The sequence below is a fragment of the Verrucomicrobium spinosum DSM 4136 = JCM 18804 genome (genome assembly GCF_000172155.1).
GTDB lineage: Bacteria > Verrucomicrobiota > Verrucomicrobiia > Verrucomicrobiales > Verrucomicrobiaceae > Verrucomicrobium > Verrucomicrobium spinosum.
This window is the reverse complement of sequence record NZ_ABIZ01000001.1, coordinates 5,160,601-5,179,049: the sequence shown is the minus strand read 5'-3', so window position 1 is coordinate 5,179,049 and position 18,449 is coordinate 5,160,601. Positions and strand designations below refer to the sequence as shown.

Sequence of the window (18,449 nt, the reverse complement as noted above, 5' to 3'; positions counted from 1 at the left end):
GCGTGGCAGCAGACGTGGTTCCTGCCCTGGGAAAAACGATCTGTGCCCCCCAATATCTTCCTGGCCTATCCACACCCGGGGCGGCGGGAGACTGGGCAGGATATCGTCCTCCACTTCGTAGAGGCTTTCAAACCAGAGGCCGCCGTATCGAGCCATGAAAACTGGCGACAGGGCGACCAGGCTCGGACTGGCTGTCGGAAGCCTGGTCGCGTCCGCAAAGGGCGGCGAGTATCTCGCGCGGGAGGCGCCTCGTTTTTGCCACCCTGGCGGAGAGGGTGGGAGAATACCCATCTGCCGCTTTTTCCTTGAGAATCAAGGGCTTACGCCAGTGACATCGGGCGTTAGTGTGCCGCTTCGGTGTGACATCCGCAAGCGTTTTCCTCACCGCCCCTCTTGTTGCTCGTGTTTTGTCAGTTCAGTTCTGATTGATCACGAGGTTCAAAAAGACTAGCGACGTAAGAGGCAACGGCCTCACTCACCTCACTCATCATGTGGGCAGTCAAGACCTTGCCATCATGTGGAGTTAGCATCTCTTCAATGATTCTCTCCACCTCCTTCATCGCCATACGAAGCTGCGAATGTGCTAGAATCTTCTCTGTGCGTGAGGAAACACCGGCCCAAACAGGAGGACCGGGTTTTTCTTCGGCTTGGTCGAAACGTTGTAGGTTTGAGGGTTGAAAGCTCAAGTTGCGATGCTCGGCAGGTTTTGCTTCACGCAAAGGATCAACCAAGTAGCTGAAAGCAAATTCCTCCCCCACATCCTCACTGCTGAGCTTAATCGGGTGCAGTAATGCTCCGTAAAGCTGACAGTGTCCCCACACTCCATTTCGGTCAGACCAAACTGCCAGAAAGTGATCGACTGGGCCAATACTAGGCTGATTCAAAGCATCGCCCGTTCCCCACCTGATGAAGTCTTCCATATTGCCATCTCCATCCAAGATGAAACGCCGCACGGGATCGAAACAGTCCTTTATTGCTAGATGTGGGGCTGAAACAGCTAGCAAATTAAATGCAGACTTTGTGATTGCTCTCAATGCGTCCAGTCCACCAAGTTTAAGCTGAAAATGCAGTGGCGAAGTGAGACGCGCTCGCACCTTTTCACCCTGTTGATGGATCGCCTCAGCAAGCGATTTTTGACAAAGTGTCTTTCCCGGATTGGCTTGTTCTGCCAAGGTCACAATCTTTGCCGCAGCCCACTGTGCTTGGCTAGAGTTGGCAATTTGAGCGTGAATTTTGGTGCTTCCATCCGGTAAGGACTCCACTTCAACAAACGGTTCCGAAAGGGAAATGTCGCCACCTGATTCTACCCGATATTTCCTACCTTCTTTATCCGGTATGTTTTTTAGCGGTGACCCCGGACCATATTGCCCCTCCGCTCCGAGAAGCACACGGAACGGATGAACTGTCTCGATGAGTTGAGCATCCATCACCGAAAATTTTGCGTTCGCCTTTGGCGAAATGAAGTCTCCGTTTTTCCAACGTGCGCCCAATGCGGCTTGAAGCACATGCTCTTCGGACCCAGGGGTAAAAGACTCTTTCAGGTAAACGCACTTTCCAATCATGCGATAAAGGAGCACGAATCACATAAAATCCAAGCGCGTAGAGGTTGGTGCTTCTAAATTTCTGGCATGGGGCTTAAACCGGCACTTCCTTGCGGCTCACTCTCGCAAAGGAGCACGCTTGGGCTTCGCCACTTTGGTGTTCAAAGCGAGCGGCGTTTGCAGTGTGGCGGCTTCTCTTTCGGCATTGGCGGCTTCCTCCCTTTGGATTCGCTTTTCTTGGATGATGCCTCCCAACTTTTTAAAGACTTCAACAATCCCTCTTTGCTTCTGCATCCGAATCAAAACCTCATGCTGTAAGTCCGGGGCTGGCATCCAAGGTTTTCCATCCGATACGCTATGTTCAAACTGCTGTTGTCTGGCGAAGTCTTCCGGGTAACGGCGCTCCAGCATCCATGCAGCGGCCCGCCAGTCCCGTTTTGCCGCATCGCAAATTGAGGAGAGATGCACCTGCATTGCGATGGCTTGAGAGCGCCGGAGTAGCTGGCAAAACTGGCGATATTCTTCTGGGGCGCTTTCGTTCTCTCCCCGCTTCTGCCAGTGGTTGAGCGTATCGTAAGACATGCTCGCGACTGCGGCAGCGTGTTTCAGTGGCATTCCCTGCTCAATTGCTTCCAAAAGCGCGGCTTGCCGTGTGGGGTTCAAAAGCGTTGGCCTGCCGGGCCTTTTGGCTGGCTTTTTATGGATGTAAGCGGGCTTGGGCATGGTGAAGCATTCAGGGGGGTGCCCGGAACTATCAATGCGCAAAAGCCAAACCAAGGCATGATTACAGTAGCACTTTACTTGGCTAGCTCAAGACGTTGAAGGGCAACGAAAGGCCGGAGTTTAAGAGGCTTTTTCGAGGCGCTTCAAAAGGCGGAGAACAGAGGTCTTATGCCACTGCTTCCCTTGCGGCGTGACGATCTTTTGGGCATTGAGGGCATCCGCAATTCCTCGCGTAGAACTGATTCCGTTCGCTTGGAGGCTGGCTATCGTTGCCTTTAAATCCTGTGCTCCTTGCATGGCCTTCTCATGGTTGGCTTTCCCAAGCTTCGCGCCATGCTTGCCGAGAATCACGCCGCGAGCTTTCGCGCTGGCAAGCGCCGCTTTGGTTCGGGAGGAAATGGCGCGAGCTTCTTCTTCCGCGACGGCTGCGAGAATTTGCACCGTGAGGCGGTTGGCTGTTGGGTTGTCCACTGCCAAGAACTCAATCCGCGACTCCATAAGGCCGGAAATGAAGTGAAGATTGCGGGCCAGCCTGTCCAGCTTGGCAATGATGAGCGTGGCTTTCTGCTTTTTGCAAAGAGCGAGGGCGGCGTTTAGCTGCGGGCGGTTCTTGCGCTTGCCGCTCTCCACTTCCACGAATTCACCTATGAGGTTCCACTTGCCGCCATTGAGGTAGGATTCAACGGCTGTCTTCTGTGCTTCCAGTCCAAGACCGCTTTGGCCCTGCTGGACTGTTGAAACTCGATAATAGGCGACAAATTTCCCGTTCATGGACACATATCTACGGGCGTTAATGTGTGTCCACAAGGGGGAAGTATGCCCTAACGGGGCTTTTTGAACACATGTGCGGCGACGGTATTGAGGGAGTCGCAGTATTTTGTTAAGTTTTCCAAATTTGTTTGCGGTGTGCTAAGGAAAACCCAAGAGTGAGAACTGTGATGGATGACGATCCAGAATTTCCTCCCAGATTTTCGCCCACTCGTGAGGCGAGAGAGTCGGGCTGTGCTGGATTGCTTCGGGGATATGCTGTTCAGAGCACATCAGGTGCCCTTGTTCATGCTACGAGTGTTCATAAGGGAGATGGCCCGTTCATTTGTCCGGCGTGTTTGGCTGACGTGATTGTCCGGCACCCGTGGAGAATGCGGCATCACTTCGCTCATCATCCCCGACATTCTCCACTCGATACTTCACGAGAATCCAGACTGCATTTTGAATGCAAAATGGAAATCTTTACGGCTCTGCGGAGAACTTGCCCGCAAGGAGGATGGATTTGTGATTCGCGTCGTTTGAAAGCGAATGCGCCTCGCGGGAGGAAAGCGAGGAAGCCGGATATTGGAGGTAGAATCAACGGGAAACCGGTGGTGATTGAAATCCAAAAATCAGCACTCGGAATTCGTGAGTTGATCGCTCGCACACGCGATTACAACGAGCGCGGCATTTCCATCCTTTGGGTTGTGCCGCTGAAAGAGCCTCTTGGAAAAGACATTTTTCAGCCCCGACTGATTGAGCGATACCTACACGCTATTTATTTCGGGCGTGTCTATTACTGGCTCCACGGTATGGGTGGGGAAGTCCTGCCTGTTCATTTTGGGCCAGCAACTCGGATGGTGCCGTTTAGGACAAATGAAAACGGATATTGGGAAGAGGCTGGTTGGGATGAACGGCCATACAAGGTCATTCGCAAGCCACGAGAATTCGAGACTACCATTCCCATCCTTCGCGCATTCAAACCACGCAAACGGCCTGCATTCCTGTCGTGGGGTGAACATAGGCCAATCCCGCCTGCTTTGCTTTGGATGGATGTCTTGAAGCCGTGGTGGCCTCGAAAGGAACTGCCTCGCTTTCGCCGATTCTACCCGTCAACAGAAGGAGACTTTGGCGAGGAGGATTAATCCAACCATTCACAAATTATGCCCGTTAGCCTCACCGTTATCAAACGCCTCTTTGCAAAGTCAGGCAACAAGTGCGCTTTCCACTGGTGCAAGTCTCCTCTCATCGTGGGGGATTTGGTTCTCGCGGAAATCTGCCATATCAGAGCGAGGCGCAAGGGCGGGCCGCGATATGATCCGACATTGACCGCAGAGGCACGAGACGAATTCAAGAATCTACTGCTGCTCTGTCCAACCCATCACACGGAGGCGGACAAGAACCCTTCCAAGTTTACGGCAGAACTACTCACTGAAATCAAGGACATGCACGAGCGCGGCGGAGGAAGCGAAATTACTTCCGAAATCGCAGAGCAAGCTGCCCGCATTCATGCCAAAAACTCTGCAAAATCGAAGCGCACTGTCAGAAGCTCACCTGTCAAAGGCAACGCCTCCGCTACAGCTTCGCACGGTTCGGTTGCCGTTTCAGTTGCAGGGCACAATCAGGGCAATATCAACATTCGTGTTGATGGCAAAGGCGGGAAGTCAAAAAAGGGACACGCTGCAAACAGCATCGGTGCAGACGCCAATTTGTCCGGTTACATCGAATACTTGTGTGACTTGTATGTGAAATTCATGTCCCCAATCGAGAAGGACGAAAACGCTCTTTGGGCGAGGTTAGGAAAGCATATCAAAGACCGATTTCGCCTTAGAAAACGCAGTCGCAATGACCTTCCCGCAGAAAAATTTGATGCGCTTACGGAGTATCTGATTCACGAGAAACTGGCAAAGACACCAGTTGGGCAAAAACATCTTCGTAACGGGCAACGCCTGTGCAGTTCCTTTGATGAATGGCGAGCTTTAAGGTGATTCGATAGCGGCTTGAACACATGTGCGAGCCTTGGCGGAGGTGAAGGTCACTCACGGACACGGACGGGAGGCAATAGGCTAGTGGGTTGCAGAACGAATTCAGACGGATCAACGCCCATCAGGGCCAAAAGCGGATCACCCGCTATCGAGGAAAGTGCGGCTGCGGCGTCTTTGTAGGCATCTGAGAGAACGTAAAATTTCCGTTTGTGGTCAAATCGGATGATTCCACGCTCCGCAAGCGTCTTGAGGGCATCAGAATAAGGCCCTTTGTTGATGCCGCCGCGATAGCCCTTGTGAAAACAGAGCCAGATAAGCAAGGTTTGAATCCGGTCTATGCGCGTTTGTGCTGAAAGCGTGGGGCGAACAGCGGAAGCGACTTCCACAAGGAGTTCCAAGAGCCTTTTGGGCTTCAATTCCGGCGTTGGAACAGCCCTCAAATGCTCCATGACGTTGTTCATGTGCTTTGCCGCACGCTGCCGGAGTGCTTTGAGCAAGTGCGGAACTTCATTCCATGAGCGCCCGCCTGTTTCCGGCTTCAATCCTGCCTCTTTGAGCAGCGCGGCCCGCTGATTCCAGAGTTCAGAATGCACAATCTCGAATCGAATGCGCTTGTTGGTTTTTGCGTAGAGCTTCAATCGCACGTTTTCGGCTATTGGGATGCTAAAACAGGGCGAGTTCAAGACGCGCCCCGCTTCTTTGACCTCCATTTCGTGCATAGCGGCAGTGCCTTCCACCTTAGAGAGGTGCATTAGCTTCGTTCCAAGCTCCCAAACGGTGGTAATCGGGTTGTCTGCGCGGAACTCCCAGAGTGTTTCCACCCGGCTTAGGCTGTAGCACGCCCTTTTCGATTACAGAGCAGGCGCGGGACAATTCCTTGCCCATTTGGTCTCCGATCAATTCCAAATACTTCGCCAAGTGCTTCTTCGCTGCGAACTTTCGCCATTCGGGCGTGTCGGGCAGCCAGTTGTCTTCTCCATCAAAGGACTGTTCATCATCATGTATGGAGCGTTTATCCTTCCGCTTTTGCAGGCGAGGGCGAAACGACTTGCTCAGATCGTCATACGGGGGCTGATGCCGGATGAATCGTTGGAGATTGAGGGAGAGGCGCAACTTGGCGCTATGAATGCAATCTCCCGTGATGGGCAGGCGTTGGCTATCCAGCCGGAAACGGCAGAAGCCGGAGCAAAGAGGCGGTTCAATGCGGCGTGAATCAGTGGGGTGAACGAGTGCCTGTTTCCGTAGCCAGAACTTCCGGTCTTCTTTCCCAGATAGGCGGCAAAGAAAAGCTCCATGCAGAGGCGGGCTACCCGGAACGGCTGATGATTCCCATGCAAAATCTGCATCGTCTTCGGGCGGGGAACTCAGGTAGCTTTTGAACTCATCAACCACGCCATCACCGGGAGTCAGGCCAAACACTCGCCACTTTCCCAAGTCCAAATCAATCTTGTCTTCCCCGGCGTCATCGGGAAGAAACTGTGTATCGAGAGAAAAGGGCGATGGATTCAAGGCTTGAACAGGGGAACTCCTTCAAAAGTGCCATGTTCTGTGGTTTTTGCGCGTGTGACTTCTCTCTTTAGTAGGCTCGCACATGTGTTCAAAATGGGGATGCTCACTTCACCTTGATCTCGGCCCGAATGATTTTCACCTGCTTGATTTGTGAGGGGGCATTGCTGCCAGCGGGCTGAATTTTGAGGTGAACAGCCGTGCCCGCCGCTCCGCGAACCTGTTTTACCACCTCGCTTAACAGCAAGTCGCGCTCGGTTTTCGGTGCTGTGTCGGAAATTTCAATTCTGCCCCAAACGCTAGGCGGATCATCCGCACTGATAGCCACAATCTTGTCCCCAATTTTGAGTTCACCGCTTCTCTCTGCCGGGCCTCCTGTCACAAGACTTTCGATCTCTACGAAGCCCCCTTTCACTGCCAGCCCAGCACCTATGCCTGTCAGGGAACGCTTAGCGACGTTGCCACCAACGGGCAGTTCATCCTCTGGTTTTGGAATCTCCCCTTTTGGAATGAGCACGATTTTTTCAAGCCATACGGGATTCAACAAAAAAGCCGAAGTCGTGAACGTCCATTTGCCGTCTTTGCGTATGCCGACGTAATCACAATCGCCCTTCTGCTTCATGTCGGGAGAGGGGCCGGATTCCCATTTCAATCCAGCGTCTTCCTCTTTCCACCGTTCGTTCGTTTGCGGCAAGGGCACGGGCGTCTTTGCCGTCTTTGATTTGACCGTCTTGGGGAACCGATGCGCTTGGCAAGCCACCCGAATAACCGCCATTGCATCGCCGTTCAGGGCTTGAGCTGTGGTCAAAGGCAGCATTTCAAATTGCAGTGATGGGGTGTGAAATTCGTGATGCTTATCCTCATTGATGAAATCGGCGAATGTCGGCAAAGTTCGTTCAACCAAAACAAGCATGTCTGCGGTTTGGCTGTGAATCAATTGGCTGAATGCCGCCTCAACCTCGTTTTCAGAACAAGCCGAGGCTGGCGATTCAGCGGCTTCTGTGAAAAGCGAAATCACCTTGTCATAGGGCGGCTCGCTGCTGCTTGTCGCTCCACGTTTGGCCGGGTTGATCTTCCATCCTTGGGCGGTTTTGAGCAGCGCGAAGCCCAAAAAAGCATCTTTGCCAAAGGTGGAAGGCGTCTCCTTCCAATGCTGATACTTCAATTCACCCTGTCCGATAGAATCGGGATTCGTGAGCATTCTGTATGCTCCTGCTGTTAGCACGGCTTCACCTTGCCAAAGGGCTTGCTCTAGTCCGTTTAGCTTGTCGGCAACGCTCAACTCTGCCGCTTCACTCAAGCGCATGTGTAGCTTGGCGTTCCAAAGTTCATACGTCACGTTTGCCCCTTTGCTCTTGAGCCGAATATGGAGCGTTTGCTTGCCTGAGACTCCAAGGGGTAAATCAAGGGTCTTGAGAGTCGCGTCTTGAGCCTCTTTGAAAATGGAATCGTCTGCGGAGAATGCGTGTGACGCCCAAAAGAGGCAGGAGAAAACAAGGGCAATGCGAAAATTTGCGGTGGTCATGGTGGGGGCTGATAAACTTTCCTCCACCACGCTCGAATGAATCCGAACGGGTGGCCGGAGAGTTTAGAAGCCGCGTAAACACGACCGCGACGGCCTTTAGCCGGAGGCTTGGACATAACCGCCGCCTCCCGGCCATTGTTCATGGCAGGAAGCGGCGTGTTTGCGGCACACGCCCGCCGGTTTACGCGAGGTTCTAAAGTCTCGGCTGGCATCTCTGCCAGCACTGCGAAACTACAGAGTCAGCGGAAAACGCGCAACTGTGAAAAGTCACTTTGCCTCAATCCTCGCGGGGCACTGGTTGCGGCTTCGCCTTGCTCTTTCGGGTGTTGCGTGAAGGTGCGACAAATCAAGGCCGGGGTATTCGATCTTGGTGATGTCTTCCGCCAGCGTGCGGAGGTAGCCCGCGCCTCTGCCGTAGTGGTTCATTTGACGACTTGCCGGGCCTTCACCGTCTTCCCAGCCTGCTAGACGTGCCACCGATTCAGCGGGGAGCCTTGCGGCCCGTGTGGCATCTCTGAACTGATGCCTGAAACTGTGCATGGTGGCCCGGCATCCGCTGCCAACGGTCAATTCCACGAAGCGGGCGAACCACTTGGAGAAAGAATCGGAAAAATAGCCCTTATTGCCGGGCTTAAGCTCTGGGAACAGGCGAGGGCATGAACGGTCTGCCATGCGCTCTTGAACTAAATCCATGAAGCCAAGCTGGATCAATTCAGGATGCAAAGGAACGTCGCGCTTGCTCTGCTTTGTTTTGAGCTTCTTTTCGCATTTGCTGCCGTCTTCCCGTTCTTCGCGGATGGCAATGAAGGTGATGCCTTCAACTGTCTTCACATCCTCGCTGTAGAGCTGGCAGGCTTCATTGCAGCGGAAGCCGTGAAACAGGGACAGCAGCGGAACCCAAAAGCGCCCGCCACGTTCCTTCCCTTGGCTGCATTCCGTGTGAAGCGGCGAGCGGAAAAGGCGGTTCAGTTCCTCAATCGTGAACTGTGGGCGGGGCGGGGTATCAGCATTGTCTTCAAATGACCGGCTCAGTCTTTTGCTCTTAACTGGGTTTTCGCTGATCCATTTTTCCCCCATCGCCAGATTGAACAGGGCAGTGATTTGAATGTAGTTGTTGCGCAGCGTTTTCGGACTCAACCGCCGCTGATCTTCGGCCTTGTCTGCTGCCGCTACAGCCTGCGGCAACGTCATTCCTTTGTAGCGCATTGTCGCGTTCGGGGGAATCCTCCGCAGCAAATCAAAGAGTTGCCGGATGTCTTCCGGCTGAATAGTGGAAAGCTGCCGATCACCGCCGAAAACTTCGCGAAGAAGGCGGGCTGTCAGTTGTGAGGCATCGGCGCTTTTTTGGGACAGCTTGAACTCCTGAATGGTCTGCTTCCGCAGTTCTAAAAGATCGTTGATCGTTTTCCCATTCTTCTGCTCAACAATCGCCGGCGAATGAAAATGCACGCCTTTGAACTGATGGTTTCGCTCTCTTGCTACGTCGCCTTTGAGGATGTCTTGAGAGCGTCCCAAATACTCAAGATGCGCGGCGAAGAACAAAGGCCGGAGCGTTTGGAAAGCGGGACTGGTGACAGCGCATTCAATGTTTTCGTCCTTTAGGAATTGCAGCAACTCACGGGTGCCGTCTAGCGGCTGGCCTTTGTATTCCTCTCCCCGCGCCAAATCGTATTCGTCCTCTTGAACATTGGAGCGCATTTCCTCGCGTTCATGCGGTTCAAGGAAGCGGCCTTCATCCTGCATCCATTTTCCGAACTTGTGTTCAAACGTCGCCAGATAGCGGGCTGCCATTTGATAGGCTTCCCGTTCAGAAATGACCGTGAGCAGCCGCTTTTCTGCCTTGGCCTGTGGCGGGTTCAAGACCGCCAGCTTGCGGCGTTCATCCTCAAAGAGGGCCGCAACCCTCGCCCGCTCATAGACGACGTTTCGGCACGCTTCCCGATAGTCGGATGTTCCCAGCGCCTCGCGAATCATCTCCTTTCCAAGGGCGGCTTGGAGGTCGAGAGGCACCTTGAAGTTGGTGTAGTAGCGATTGCGGCGAAGCAGCAAACCCTGTTGGCGGGGCATGTCTTGAAAGGGGGCAGGTGTGACAGTCTGGGGTGACATGTCACTACCTTAACCCTTGATCACCAAGGCCGTCCAAGCATCTAAGGTGCTCGGAAACGGGATGGCGGAGAGAGAGGGATTCGAACCCCCGGAAACTTTCGCTTCAACGGTTTTCAAGACCGAAGCAGACCTAGGAACGGCGAGGGAAGGATGATAGTGGTACAGTTTTGATACAGCTTTTCGGGTTGAATTGAGGGCAAAAGAGTGTAAAATGTGCTCATGCCCAAAGCCCCGGTATCCCTGCACGAATTCACATGGGAAGCCCGTCCAGACTTGAAATGGGAAGTACGTTGGAAGCACCCCCAGCCTGGGAAAGACCGTCTCCGGCGGAGGTTTCCCACCCACAAGGCGGCCAAGGACTTCTTTGATGAGAAGATGCGGGAGGTTCTCAACCGGGGGCGGCGCGGGGCAGGGCTTCCGGAGGAATGGGTGCGAGATGCCACCTGGGCGTGGGAACAGCTGGAACCGGTGGGGGCCGATCTGCGTACCGTGGTGGCCGACTATCTCCGTAGGCACAACCTGACCCAGCGGAGTGTGAACCTCAAGGACGCGGCGGAAAGCTACCTTGAGGCGCGGGAGGGGAATCACTTGGCCCCTCGGTCGCTAGGGGACGTTCGCGCCCGCCTTCGTCGATTCTACGGGGACATGCCGGCGGATTGCCGAGTGAGCGACCTAGAGCGCTCCGACGTCCGGAGCTGGCTGGAAGGCTTGGGGCTGGCGGCGCAGACGCAGCGGAACTTCCAGAGGGTGCTGCACACGTTTTTCGAGTGGGGGAAGGAGCGCGGCTATTGTGAGGAGAACCCCGCCGCGATCCCGCGGGCCAATACCAAGAGGAACAAGACCGCGGCACGGCCGGTGGAGATCTTCACCCCTGCTGAGCTCCGCCTGATTCTGGAGACCTGTCCCCAAGAGCTTCTGGCCTTCCATGTGCTCGGGGCATTCTGCGGGATCCGCACCGCGGAGCTCGAGCGGCTCAAGTGGTCGGACGTGGATTTCGAGCGGGCCCTTGTCAGCGTGTCACCCGAACAATCAAAAACTGCAGCCCGTCGATTTGTACCCCTCCCTGACGCTGCCAAAATGTGGCTGCTCAGGATCGAGGACAGGGGAGGGGCTGTGACCCGCCACGGGCTGGAATCCCACGCCTCAAGACAGTTCCGCATCGCACTTGCAAAGAAGGGGCTTCCCTGGAAACAGAATGGCATGCGCCACAGTTTCGCATCCTATGCCCTGGCCCTGCACGAGGACGCCCCGAAGGTGTCCTTGTGGCTGGGGCAGTCGTCGCCGGGAGTGGTGTTCCGCCATTACCGGGAGCGCGCCACAAAGACGGATGCACAGGCTTATTTCAACACCTCACCGAGACCTTAGGGTTAAGTTATCTCCTGAAGCTTGTTGCGCGCCTCTGGAGACAGTGTGCCATTTGCCCGCATCTCCAGCTTTTTGCAGAACTCCGACACTCTACGAAAGCTTTCTCTCCATTCCCGCGCTTCACGCTGGGTCATCGAATCAATTTCAAGGTTCAATAGGATTGCGTTCTCGAGGCGTACCAGTGCGGTGAAAGGGGAAATCTGCCTCCACTTTCGACGAATCACCCGCCTCTTTTGAGCCTTGGCCTGGCTACTCCTTTCGTTCTCAGTTTGCGCCCATTTCAGAAGGGTGTCAGTGAGTTCCGTGGGGAAAAATCTGGTCACTCGACCAAACTTCTGCGGCGTCACACCCGGCAAGAGTCCCGCTGCCGCCAAGGCAGAAATGCGACGGGGATGGTATCCCGCCATCATGGCGAGCTCATCGCGACTAACCGTTGGCGTTGAACCGTTTTTATGTGCCATGTGCTGCTAGAGATTGACACGGTGTCCCTATGTATGCAAGCACATTATCAGCAGGCAGAAGTACAGGTCACACCTGCATACCTGAGCGTCGATGACGCTATCCGGTTCTCCTCCATCAGCCGGAGCGGTCTATATCAACTGATGCGTGAAGGCAAGGTTCGCTCTCACTGCGTCCAGGTGTCCGGAAGCCTGAAGGGACGTCGCCTCATCAATCGGCAGAGCTTGGTGGCCTACATCGAATCCCACAACGCCTGATTGGCAACCCCAATGAAAGCCAACCCGTGAAAACACGACCTACCGCCACCATGCTGCCGGACGACCTCATCACAGTCGAGGAAGTCGCCAAGATCGCAGTTGTTGAAACTGTGACCGCCTACCGCTGGGCTGCATCCTGGCTGCCTCACTACAAGCTCGGGGCCCGGTGCCTCCGATTCTCCCGCCGCGAGGTCATGCAGGCTATCGCAAACCGCCGCATCGCCGGAGCAGGGGAGAGGGTTCCCTCTGCTGTGTCTGTTGGCTAACCGGTGCACATTTTAGCGGCACACGCCGCAGTAAGGGGAATTTCTGGCCAGACCAGGGCCACCTTTCCTCATGATCGCGACACAAACCCGACGCCTGTGTTTGCGGCGGCTGACGGGAACTTGAGACCATGAACACCTTCACTCTTTAAACAAGAAACCCCGCGGCTTTGCGGGCACGCGAGGCACATAAATCTTGATGGGTGGTACCTCAAGATAAGCGTGTCAATCGTGAACGCAAGCGCTGGGTTGATGAAACCACGCTGATGACCACTCACACAAAGGCCGCGGCCGGAAAGGAGGCTGCGTAGATGGGAGGACAAATGGTAATGTTGTGCCTGGACGTGGACGCGTCATCTACCCAAAAGGGAGTGCTCAACGCGCTCGCGGCCCGGTACAATGAGAGGACCGGCCAATGCAATCCTTCTATCGGTCGCATGCAACTGGATACAGGCTATTCAGATCGCGCAATCTGCAACGCGCTCTCGGAATTGGAGGAAGGCGGGCATCTCAAAATTGTTAGGAACTCTGGCTGCAAGTCTTCATACCTACTTCACCCGCAGGTTCACAAAGGGCGGCATGCTCAACTCCTGACCCCCGAACCTGCTTCGGGGGTGGCGGGCCATCAACCCCCGAACCTGCTTCGGGGGTCAATTCAGGAACCCCCGAAGGAGGTTCGCCTACCCCCGAAGGAGGTTCGGGACAGTAACAGGAAGAACAGGAATAATGAATTGTTGAATTCAGTAATCCTGCCCTTCACCTCTACCGGGTTTGCAAACGCGTGGCAGGAGTGGGAACAACACCTCAAAGAGAAGCGGAAGCCCCTGACGCCTTCTTGTCGAAGCAAGCAACTCAAGAAAGCCCAAGGATGGGGAGAGGCGCGCGCCATCGCTGCGATCAATTTCAGCATTGAGAAGAACTATCAAGGACTCTTCGAGGAGCCTGATTACTCAAGGAATCAACAACATCAAGGAACCAAACCTCCCCCAGGCATTAGCAAACTCAACATCATCTAACATGAGCAACCGCACCATTCCCGCCGACACCCTTCCTTACAGTGAAGATGCAGAGAAGGGCCTCCTTTCCTGCTTCCTGCAGACCCCTGACGAGCTTATTGGCGATGCCATCCGCACGTTACCTCAAGAGGTTTTTCACCAACGCTCTAATCGGCTTTTGTACGGCGTTCTCAGGGATTTTCACACAGCAGGCCGTCCTATTGATCTCGTTTCCCTATCTCATCATCTCCTGGACAGTGGGGATATGGACAAAGTTGGCGGACCTGCCACGCTGGCGGACCTGCTGTCCTTTGTGCCGACCCCGGCGCACTACGAGTACTACAAGGGCATCCTCAAGAGCAAATTCATGCTCCGCAAGATGCAGCAGGCCTGCCACGATGGCCTCGGGAAGATTGCTGCACACGACCCGGCCGCCCCCGTCACTGATACGCTTGCAGAGCTTGAGCAGGCAATCATCCGGATTCGGGAGGAGGGGGAATGCACTGGCGCGGGTAGATCTTGGGCTCAGCTTCTCAGTGATGCCACAGACCGCTACGAGGAGGCTATAAGGAACCCTGGCCAGCTTCCTGGCATGTCTACAGGCTATCCTCACTTGGACGCAGCAACGGGCGGCTTTCGGAAGGGGCATGTATGGACGATTGGCGGCGGCACATCTGACGGGAAGTCGGCGTTTACTCAGAACCTTGTGGTTCACCTCGGGCGTGAGAAGGTGCCAACCTGCATCTATTCGCTTGAAATGACTGACGATGAAAACGCGGATCGCCTCGTTTCCATTTTCTCCGGCATTCCCTGCAGTGACTTGGTTCAAGGGCTCCGCGTTCCGGCGGTGATGAAGAGTTTTGCGGCGGCTTCCAGCGCAATGCGGGGATGGCCTTTGCATGTGCGCGACGTATCCGGCATCAAGCTTTCTGCGCTGCGGGCGGATATGCGATCCCAGGTCCGCCGTCATGGTGTGCGGGTGTTCTTCCTGGATTACCTGCAACTTGTGACTGCCGACCAGCGCGGTCACACACGTGAACGTGAAGTTGCCGAGATGAGTGGTGCCATGAAGGCTGACGCGAAGTTGCTCGGCGTGACTGTGATCAATCTATCGCAGTTGAATGATGAGGGGAAGCTGCGGGAGTCCAGGGCCATCGGCCAAGACTCAGATGTGGTGGCTACATTGCATGTGCCAGAACGCGCAGAAGGAAACGATAAGGTGAGGATGGAGGATAAGAGGTTGATCGAGTTGGTTAAAGTTCGAGGAGGCGCGCGAGGCGTCTGGATCAACTACGACTTCCATGGTCCCACCTTCCGTTTCATTGAGCGGCAAAGGGCATCATAGACGTCACCCTTTACATGAAGACCTCCAACACCCCATCATTGAACCCGACACAGGCACAGGGCGTCCTGGACGGGGTAGGCGCTGTTTAGGGGTACCCCTGGCAGGAAGGCTTCCGCTCGCGTCTAAATCGTGGGGTTTTAGTATCCAGCGTCATTTATGCGCGAATGGGCATATTGGCAAGTTCCCATTCCCTACGGTCCCCCGGCGGTCGTCCCGCCCCACTGCCGTCAGCCGTGAGGGCCCCTGGATGACTGATAACCATTGGGAACTTGCCCACCTGCTTCCCATTCCCAACGTCACTCTTCTTGCCGCCTGCCGTGCTTACTTATGCGTTCGATCAAATCTCGCCTCCGGCGACGCAGCCGAAGGATGTCTTGCAGTGCATCTACGTATTCTTCGGCGGTATCTACCTTGGGGCGGGCGAGAGCGGAGACTCTTCTCCTTGGACCCCTCAGTCCCTTTTGAGGTATTGACTCAATTATGGTTTCCAAGTCATAGTCCCTCAGCTCTTGGAAGTACTCAGGTGGTTCTGGTGTTCGGTCCGCAATGCTCGGCACCTCCTTGCTTCGGATCACAATGCTTCTCTCCACCACCTCGAACTCAGCGACCAGCCGGGCCAACTCGGCGTCCGCGGCCATCGCTTCCGCAAGTTTCGTCATGGCCGCAGCCTGGGTGCTCATCGCCTCTATCTGACGGTCCACTTTCTTGTCCTGCTCCTTCCTTGCTTTGTCTTCCTTGTCATCCTGCGCCTTTCGATCTGCCGTTTCCTGGGAGATCTGCTTCTGCTGGCAATAGAGGCTGTAGGCCACAGCCGCGAAACCCAGTCCACCCACCACAGCGTTGAACGCCCCGAAGCTGTCGCCAAAAGTGCCACGGTCGCTCATCGAGTGGAAGGCGTGCTCGTTCCATTTGGAGAAGGCAAAGGCTGCACCCCAGGCCACGCCAATACCCCCGGTTAAAAGCCAAGCGATCTTTTTTGTCTCCATGCGGCCATGATTCAGAATCCGGTTGGCTCCGCAAGCTGAATTGCACCACAGCCGCGCGTGACACGCAACACCCGTTGACACTGCCCCCATGAGCCCGCTCCCACCCCGGAGTTGAGGGGCCGTCGTGCCCTTTGGCCAAGCGTTGACACCCCGCCCGTGGGGAATGGCCGATCAAATCCAGATCAACGTCGGGGTCAATAGCGCGCAGTTCCAAAGCGGGATTGCAGCAATGGGGCAATCAACGAGCAGGTTCACCAGCGACCTACGAACGAAGCTCACTGGCGCGATTGCCTCCTTTGGCCTGCTGACTGGTGCGGTCACCTTGTTCAAGAAGGCGATTGAGAAGGCCGCCAACATGCAGGTTTTGCTGTCGAGCTTCAAAGTGTTGCTGGGATCTGGTGAGGCAGCAAAGGCGATGATGAAGGACCTTGCCGACCTGGCAGGGAGAACGCCGCTTGGCCTGAATGAGTTGGCTGAGAGCGCGAAAAAGCTGCTGGCGTTTGGCACCGCACCTGGCGAACTGATTCAAACCCTGGAGATGCTGGGCGATGTCGCCGCCGGCACAGGCGCGCCGTTGAATGAAATCGCGGCGATGTATGGAAAAATGCGGGTTCAAGGAACTTTGTATGCAGAGGACCTGAACCAACTGCTCGACCGCGGCGTTCCGATTCTCTCGCTTCTGGCCGATAAGTACCGGGTTAACGAAGCGGCTGTGAAGAAGATGGCCAGTGAGGGCAAGGTCTCGTTTGCCGACCTCGAAGCTGCACTACGCAAGCTCACCGGCGCTGGGGGCGACTGGGGGGGCATGATGGCCGAGCAGGCTAAAACGCTGCCTGGCAAGCTTGCCGCATTGGAAGACGCCTTCGACCGCTTGTTGGTGGCATTCGCCAGTCCGCTGCTGGACTCATTTGGCAAGCAGGCGGACAAGGCATCGGAATCCATGGAGCGTTGGGAGGGCCGGTCCAGTTCGTTTGGTAAAGCGCTCAATTTCGTCATTCAGCTGGTGGACCTGGCCGCGATTGGCATCAACGGAATCGCCATGATTTTGGGCAACACCTTTACGGGTGCGATTGCAGTGGCCGCGCAAGGCGTCGGTGGACTCAGCAAGGCCATGTCCGAGCTGTTCACTGGCAACTTTAGCGATGCGGCCGCCACTGCGAAAAAGACCGCGGAGGATCTGGGCAAGGTGTTCGGGGAGACTCTTCAGCAGAACCTTGCTGAAGCCATGAAGAGCGGCGATGAAGCTCAGAAGGCAATGGCCAGGATGAACGGGCTTGATCCCGCGCCCATCAAAAAGAAGGAAGCCGAGGCGGCTACCAAAGCGGCAGAACCCGCAAAGGCCCAAGCCGAGGTGTCGAAAGAGGAAGCGAAGATCCGCGAGCGCATGGAGCGCCTCCAGAAGAACGAAGCCGACGCCGCGCGAGACCGATTGGAAGGAGAGGCGAAGATCAATGCTCTGATGCAGGAGCGCGCCCGCCTTATGCAAGAGGCTCTCACCGCCCCGGATGACGACAAGCGCATCGATGCCATGGAGGAAGAGCAGAAGATCCGGAGAGAGATCGAGAAGGAGACAGTGAAGCAGCAGGAGGAAGCAAAGCGCAAAGCGGAGGACCAGCGCAAGCAAGACGAGGCCGACATCCTTGCCATTGCTCAGGCCCGCGAAGAGGAGGCCAAGGCGCGCAAGGAGGCGGAGTTCGAGCAAATGACGCCGATCCAGAAGATTGCCGCGCTGCAACAGGAGAAAAACCAACTTGATGCCGACGCCGCAAGACTGGAAGAATCCGACCCGGAGCAGGCTGCGAAGAAGAGAACCGAGGCCATCGCTGTTGGTGGCAAGTTGCGCGAGGAGCAGAAGAAGCTGTCAGATGACGAGACCCGCAAGGCGGATGACATCAAGTCTAAAGCTGACGAGGAAGCCAAGAAGCGCCAGGACGCAATGACCGCACGCCAGCAGGCGGCGGCATCCGTGCCAGTGTCCAGTCTACAGGCAGTGGGCGGCGGCGGGCGTGCTGGCCCGTCGAGCAGCTCTGATCCAGTCCTACGCGAGAACCAGCGTCAGACCCAGTCCCTGCAAGAGTTGGTCGTTCTCGTGAGGCAGCAACTAGGCGTGACATCCGCCCCCCAGGCGGCACCACCGAGCGTGTAATGGCCATCAGCAAAAAGGACATCTCACTATGAAACAACGCAAGTTCCCAATCGACCGCGACCGGCGCGACTACCCAAACGGCTACATCCCGATTTGGTCCCCACTCTGGAAAATGATCACGTTCGCGCCAACCCTGGCTTGGCTGTGGCTGATGGCGACCTTGTTTCCTGACGACTGAACCACCACGCCCATGCAGACGCCCATTGATCTCCTCTCACTCGCTGGCCAGCCCCGCGAAGCTGTCACCGCGGTGTTGCCACTCGATGAAGACGACGGCGCAGCGTGGGGACCGTTTCACGAGTTCGTTGCCTACTTCGGTGAAGACTGTCGGCTGATCGGTGGCCACGTGTTTTTCAACGAACTGCAAACCCCGGACAGTGCCCACGCCATGATTACCAATGAGCTCAACATCCGGCCCGGGGACCAGTGCGCGGTGCAGCTGCATCCGTGTGTTCGCCGCCCTGAGATCATCACCGCAACCTTCCGTTTCACTGTCTGAT

At 55.6% G+C, this 18,449-nt stretch carries 19 protein-coding genes and 1 pseudogene; 11 read left to right on the top strand and 9 right to left on the bottom strand.

Annotation, left to right across the window (positions count from 1 at the left end; genetic code table 11):
• Positions 1–410 precede the first annotated feature (410 nt).
• The 3 genes from VSP_RS21080 to VSP_RS21070 form a co-directional block, all read right to left on the bottom strand.
• Complete coding sequence (locus tag VSP_RS21080; protein WP_009963176.1) at positions 411–1,562, bottom strand: hypothetical protein; 1,152 nt, start codon at positions 1,560–1,562, stop codon at positions 411–413.
• Positions 1,563–1,658: 96 nt separating this feature from the next.
• Positions 1,659–2,264: a hypothetical protein gene (locus VSP_RS21075; protein ID WP_009963175.1), complete on the bottom strand. Its 606-nt coding sequence runs from the start codon at positions 2,262–2,264 to the stop codon at positions 1,659–1,661.
• A 120-nt stretch (positions 2,265–2,384) separates the two neighbouring features.
• Entirely contained in the window at positions 2,385–3,035 is a 651-nt protein-coding gene (locus VSP_RS21070; protein ID WP_009963173.1) for a recombinase family protein, read from the bottom strand.
• Positions 3,036–3,202: 167 nt separating this feature from the next.
• On the opposite strand from VSP_RS21070, the pseudogene VSP_RS44090 reads away from it, so the two are divergent.
• The 3 genes and pseudogenes from VSP_RS44090 to VSP_RS39770 form a co-directional block, all read left to right on the top strand.
• Positions 3,203–3,424, top strand: a pseudogene (locus VSP_RS44090) (competence protein CoiA family protein); the annotation flags it as partial.
• A gap of 60 nt (positions 3,425–3,484) precedes the next feature.
• Entirely contained in the window at positions 3,485–4,156 is a 672-nt protein-coding gene (locus tag VSP_RS41175) for a competence protein CoiA family protein (RefSeq protein ID WP_484600328.1), read from the top strand.
• Between the two features lie 18 nt (positions 4,157–4,174).
• A complete protein-coding gene (locus VSP_RS39770; protein WP_009963170.1) occupies positions 4,175–4,999 on the top strand; it encodes an HNH endonuclease in 825 nt (274 codons plus the stop codon).
• A 47-nt stretch (positions 5,000–5,046) separates the two neighbouring features.
• On the opposite strand, the gene VSP_RS21055 is transcribed toward VSP_RS39770, so the two are convergent.
• The 4 genes from VSP_RS21055 to VSP_RS21040 all read right to left on the bottom strand — a co-directional run bounded on the left by VSP_RS21055 (position 5,047) and on the right by VSP_RS21040 (position 10,094).
• Complete coding sequence (locus tag VSP_RS21055; RefSeq protein WP_044133619.1) at positions 5,047–5,748, bottom strand: hypothetical protein; 702 nt, start codon at positions 5,746–5,748, stop codon at positions 5,047–5,049.
• A complete protein-coding gene (locus VSP_RS42490) occupies positions 5,735–6,505 on the bottom strand; it encodes a hypothetical protein (protein ID WP_157210991.1) in 771 nt (256 codons plus the stop codon). Before VSP_RS42490 ends, VSP_RS21055 begins: the two co-directional genes overlap by 14 nt.
• Positions 6,506–6,608: 103 nt before the next feature.
• Positions 6,609–8,027 (bottom strand): carboxy terminal-processing peptidase, encoded by a 1,419-nt coding sequence (locus tag VSP_RS21045; RefSeq protein WP_009963167.1) that lies wholly within the window; start codon positions 8,025–8,027, stop codon positions 6,609–6,611.
• A gap of 267 nt (positions 8,028–8,294) precedes the next feature.
• On the bottom strand, positions 8,295–10,094 hold the full coding sequence (locus VSP_RS21040) for a site-specific integrase (protein WP_009963166.1): 1,800 nt from the start codon (positions 10,092–10,094) through the stop codon (positions 8,295–8,297).
• A gap of 258 nt (positions 10,095–10,352) precedes the next feature.
• On the opposite strand from VSP_RS21040, the gene VSP_RS21035 reads away from it, so the two are divergent.
• The gene (locus VSP_RS21035) at positions 10,353–11,498 is read left to right on the top strand and encodes a tyrosine-type recombinase/integrase (RefSeq protein WP_029190634.1); all 1,146 of its coding nucleotides are present in this window, start codon (positions 10,353–10,355) and stop codon (positions 11,496–11,498) included.
• A 2-nt stretch (positions 11,499–11,500) separates the two neighbouring features.
• Here VSP_RS21035 and VSP_RS21030 read toward each other — a convergent pair whose 3' ends face one another.
• On the bottom strand, positions 11,501–11,959 hold the full coding sequence (locus VSP_RS21030; RefSeq protein ID WP_009963163.1) for a hypothetical protein: 459 nt from the start codon (positions 11,957–11,959) through the stop codon (positions 11,501–11,503).
• Between the two features lie 33 nt (positions 11,960–11,992).
• On the opposite strand from VSP_RS21030, the gene VSP_RS21025 reads away from it, so the two are divergent.
• From VSP_RS21025 to VSP_RS21010, 4 genes are all read left to right on the top strand, one after another.
• On the top strand, positions 11,993–12,214 hold the full coding sequence (locus VSP_RS21025; protein WP_009963161.1) for a helix-turn-helix domain-containing protein: 222 nt from the start codon (positions 11,993–11,995) through the stop codon (positions 12,212–12,214).
• Positions 12,215–12,240: 26 nt separating this feature from the next.
• The gene (locus VSP_RS21020; RefSeq protein ID WP_157210990.1) at positions 12,241–12,480 is read left to right on the top strand and encodes a helix-turn-helix domain-containing protein; all 240 of its coding nucleotides are present in this window, start codon (positions 12,241–12,243) and stop codon (positions 12,478–12,480) included.
• 308 nt (positions 12,481–12,788) lie between these two features.
• Positions 12,789–13,493, top strand: a complete 705-nt coding sequence (locus VSP_RS44000; RefSeq protein ID WP_029190633.1) for a helix-turn-helix domain-containing protein — start codon at positions 12,789–12,791, stop codon at positions 13,491–13,493.
• Positions 13,387–14,817: a replicative DNA helicase gene (locus VSP_RS21010; protein ID WP_157210989.1), complete on the top strand. Its 1,431-nt coding sequence runs from the start codon at positions 13,387–13,389 to the stop codon at positions 14,815–14,817. Before VSP_RS44000 ends, VSP_RS21010 begins: the two co-directional genes overlap by 107 nt.
• Before the next feature lie 296 nt (positions 14,818–15,113).
• Here VSP_RS21010 and VSP_RS21005 read toward each other — a convergent pair whose 3' ends face one another.
• Positions 15,114–15,803 (bottom strand): hypothetical protein, encoded by a 690-nt coding sequence (locus VSP_RS21005; protein WP_009963157.1) that lies wholly within the window; start codon positions 15,801–15,803, stop codon positions 15,114–15,116.
• Positions 15,804–15,966: 163 nt separating this feature from the next.
• On the opposite strand from VSP_RS21005, the gene VSP_RS21000 reads away from it, so the two are divergent.
• The 3 genes from VSP_RS21000 to VSP_RS20990 are packed head-to-tail and all read left to right on the top strand — an operon-like array spanning position 15,967 to position 18,448.
• Positions 15,967–17,949, top strand: coding sequence for a tape measure protein (locus VSP_RS21000; RefSeq protein WP_009963155.1), 1,983 nt, complete (start codon positions 15,967–15,969; stop codon positions 17,947–17,949).
• A gap of 28 nt (positions 17,950–17,977) precedes the next feature.
• A complete protein-coding gene (locus tag VSP_RS42485; RefSeq protein WP_009963154.1) occupies positions 17,978–18,127 on the top strand; it encodes a hypothetical protein in 150 nt (49 codons plus the stop codon).
• A 12-nt stretch (positions 18,128–18,139) separates the two neighbouring features.
• On the top strand, positions 18,140–18,448 hold the full coding sequence (locus tag VSP_RS20990; RefSeq protein ID WP_009963152.1) for a hypothetical protein: 309 nt from the start codon (positions 18,140–18,142) through the stop codon (positions 18,446–18,448).
• The last annotated feature ends 1 nt before the right edge of the window (position 18,449 follow it).